Source organism: Streptomyces sp. NPDC058051, assembly GCF_042885475.1.
Taxonomy (GTDB): domain Bacteria; phylum Actinomycetota; class Actinomycetes; order Streptomycetales; family Streptomycetaceae; genus Streptomyces.
In genome coordinates this window covers 1-3,065 of the sequence record NZ_JBHVRW010000067.1, presented here as the reverse complement: position 1 = coordinate 3,065, position 3,065 = coordinate 1, and the positions used below count along the sequence as shown (strand labels likewise).

Annotated in this window: 2 protein-coding genes; both read left to right on the top strand. The window is 69.8% G+C overall.

Features of this window, described 5'->3' with window-relative positions:
* The first annotated feature begins 257 nt into the window (after positions 1–257).
* Positions 258–2,426 (top strand): beta-ketoacyl reductase, encoded by a 2,169-nt coding sequence (locus tag ACFVUT_RS37580; RefSeq protein WP_389661256.1) that lies wholly within the window; start codon positions 258–260, stop codon positions 2,424–2,426.
* A gap of 1 nt (position 2,427) precedes the next feature.
* The coding region (locus tag ACFVUT_RS37575) for a beta-ketoacyl synthase N-terminal-like domain-containing protein (protein WP_389671166.1) at positions 2,428–3,065 on the top strand (638 nt) is incomplete at its 3' end.

Below are 3,065 nucleotides of genomic sequence, written 5' to 3'. Positions count from 1 at the left end.
TGTATGCGGGGGATCAGGTGGGGTGTGCGGTCCTGGACCGGCTGACCACCGAAATACCACTATGGCTCCCGACCAAAGACACCGTACAAATCCAGATAGCGGTGAGCCCGCCTGGCCAGGACGCCGAATCGGCGGATCACAGGACAGTGAGCGTCCACTCCCAAAGCCAGCAGGCGGATGCGGGCTGGCGGTGTCACGCTCGTGGCCGCCTCACCACGAAACTGACCGAGAGTGTTGAGCGGGCCGGGAGTATGCAGTTGTCGGCACACTCCGATACGGACGACATGGAGGTGGCGCTCCCCGACGAGCTGGCGGTTGACGGTTTCCTCGTCCACCCGGGTCTGATGGACGCGGCGCTGCGCGCTGCGCTGGCGGCGGACGACGATGTCGCTCCCGCGGAGTTCGCCGGCGTACGGGTTTCGGCGCTCGGCGCGCGCGCGATTCGGGTGCGGGCCCATCCTGCCGACGATGGTTCGGTGTCGGTCGTCGGCGTCGACCCTGCCGGGGCTGAGGTCTTCGCCGTCAGGCGTGTCATCGCCCGGCCGGTTGAGCCACCGCAGGCGAACGACACGGGCCACGAACTGTTCCATCTCGACTGGATCGCCGCTCCTCCCACCACCGGTCACGCGCCTCGGGCCGCCGGATGGTCGGTGCTCGGTCTGGCCGATGGCGCTGATCTGGAAGGGCGGGTGGAGCGGACGTGCGCAGCGCCGGGAGATGTGGGAACCCTGTGCGTGGTCGCCGAGTCCGACGGCGATGTGGTGGCCGGTGCGCATGGTCTCGTCACCGATGTGCTGGGCGCGGTGCAGGGATGGCTGGCGGGAACGCTCGCCGGCGAGACACTCGTCGTACTGACTCACGGTGCTGTCGCGGTGGAGAGCGACCCGGCTCCTCGGGATCTGGCGGGGGCGGCGGTCTGGGGTCTGATCCGCAGCGTGCAGGCCGAACACCCCGGCCGCGTGGTGCTGGTGGACGTCGACGACGACCCGGCATCGCTGGAACTGCTACCGGGCTTGGCTGCCGCTGAATATCCCCAGGTGGCCGTTCGGGCGGGACAGTTGTGGGTGCCGCGGCTGCGTAGGAGCGTGCGCGAAGCCGCCGCTGAAGTACCGGCCTGGCGTGGCACGGTGCTGGTCACTGGCGGTACGGGCATGGCGGGCGCGGCCGTTGCCGAGCACCTGGCCGGGGCGGGCGCCCAGCGTCTCCTGCTGGTGTCGCGCCGTGGCGACCAGGCCGAGGGCGCCGCTGAGTTGGTGGCCCGGCTGGCCCAGAAGGGCGCCGAGGCCGAGGTGGCCTCCTGCGACGTGACCGATCGGCAGGCGCTCGCCGCACTGCTGTCGAACGTGGACGACCTGTCGGCGGTCGTGCACGCCGCCGGTGTCCTCGATGACGCCGTAGTGGCCGCGATGACTCCCGAGCAGGTCGAGCGGGTGCTCGCGGCGAAGGCGGACGCGGCCTGGAACCTGCACGAACTCACCCTGGCGAAGGGCCTGGACGCGTTCGTCATGTTCTCGTCCGTCGCGGGTGCGTTGGGCAGCGCGGGCCAGGCGAACCACGCCGCCGCGAACGCTTTCCTTGACGCCCTCACCGAACACCGCCGAGCAGAGGGACTGCCCTCGGCCTCCCTGGCCTGGGGCTACTGGGAACAGAACCTCGGCCAGGCCGCCGAGGCCCGGCTGGACCGCAGCGGGATCAAGCGCATGCCGGCGAGTACGGCGCTTGGTCTGTTCGACGCGGCCCTCGCGGGTGGACGTGCCGTTCCTGTGCTTGCGGCGGTCGACATCGCGGCACTCAGGTCGCAGTACAACGCCGGGCTCCTGCCGGACATCCTGGAAAGCATCCTGCGCCTGCCGACCCGGCGCGGCGCCGCGGCGACCGGGACGGCCGACGCGCGGTCGGCGCTGACCCAGCGGCTCTCCGGACTGGAGGGGCATCGCCGGCGGCGGCTCATGCTGGACCTCGTACGCGGCCAGGTGTCCACCGTACTTGGCTACCAGGGCCCCGAAGCGGTCGAGGCGGACCGCCCGTTCAAGGAACTGGGCCTCGACTCACTGACCGCCATCGAGATTCGCAACAGGCTGCGCGCGGCCACGGGGCTGCCGTTGCCCGCTACCGTGATCTTTGACTACCCCACGCCGAGCACGCTCGCCGACCAACTGCGTACCGAACTGTTGCCGGAGTCCGGTGCCGAGAGTCACGAACCCGGAGAAGAGGAGCTCCGGCGCGCGTTGGCCTCCGTTCCGTTGAGCCGCTTCCGCGAGTTGGGAGTGCTCGACGCCCTCCTCAGCTCGGCGGCACCACCCGCCGACCACGGGCAGCAGGAACGAGCGGACGAGACAGAGATGATCGCCGCGATGGACACCGACGCGCTCATCGCGCGGGCGTTAGCCGGTCGTGGGCGGTCGGACCAGACACCGGAGGACTAGCATGACTGCGTCGGACAGCAAGCTCGTCGAGGCGTTGCGGGCATCGCTCATCGACAACGAGAACCTGCGCCTGGAGAACGACCGGCTCGTCGCTGCGGCCGGAGAGCCGATCGTGATCGTGGGGATGGCGTGCCGGTATCCGGGTGGTGTGGCGTCGGCCGAGGATCTGTGGCGGCTCGTGGAGTCCGGTTCCGACGCGGTGGGGGAGTTCCCTGCCGACCGTGGCTGGGACGTGGAAGGCTTATACGACTCCGATCCTGATCAGCCGGGCAAGTCATACGTGCGCGAAGGCGGCTTCCTGCAGAACGTCGGCGGCTTCGACGCGGCGTTCTTCGGGATTTCTCCGCGTGAGGCGTTGGCGATGGATCCGCAGCAGCGGTTGCTGCTGGAGACCTCGTGGGAGGTGCTGGAGGACGCCGGTATCGACCCGACCAGCCTGCGGAGCAGTGACACGGGTGTGTTCGTGGGGGTGACCGGTCAGGACTACCTGACCAGGCTGGGCGGGTACATGCCCCCCGAGGTCGAGGGCTATCTGCACACCGGCGGGCTGAGCAGTGTCGTGTCGGGGCGGGTGTCGTACGCCTTCGGCTTCGAGGGCCCGGCGGTGACGGTGGATACGGCGTGTTCGTCGTCGTTGGT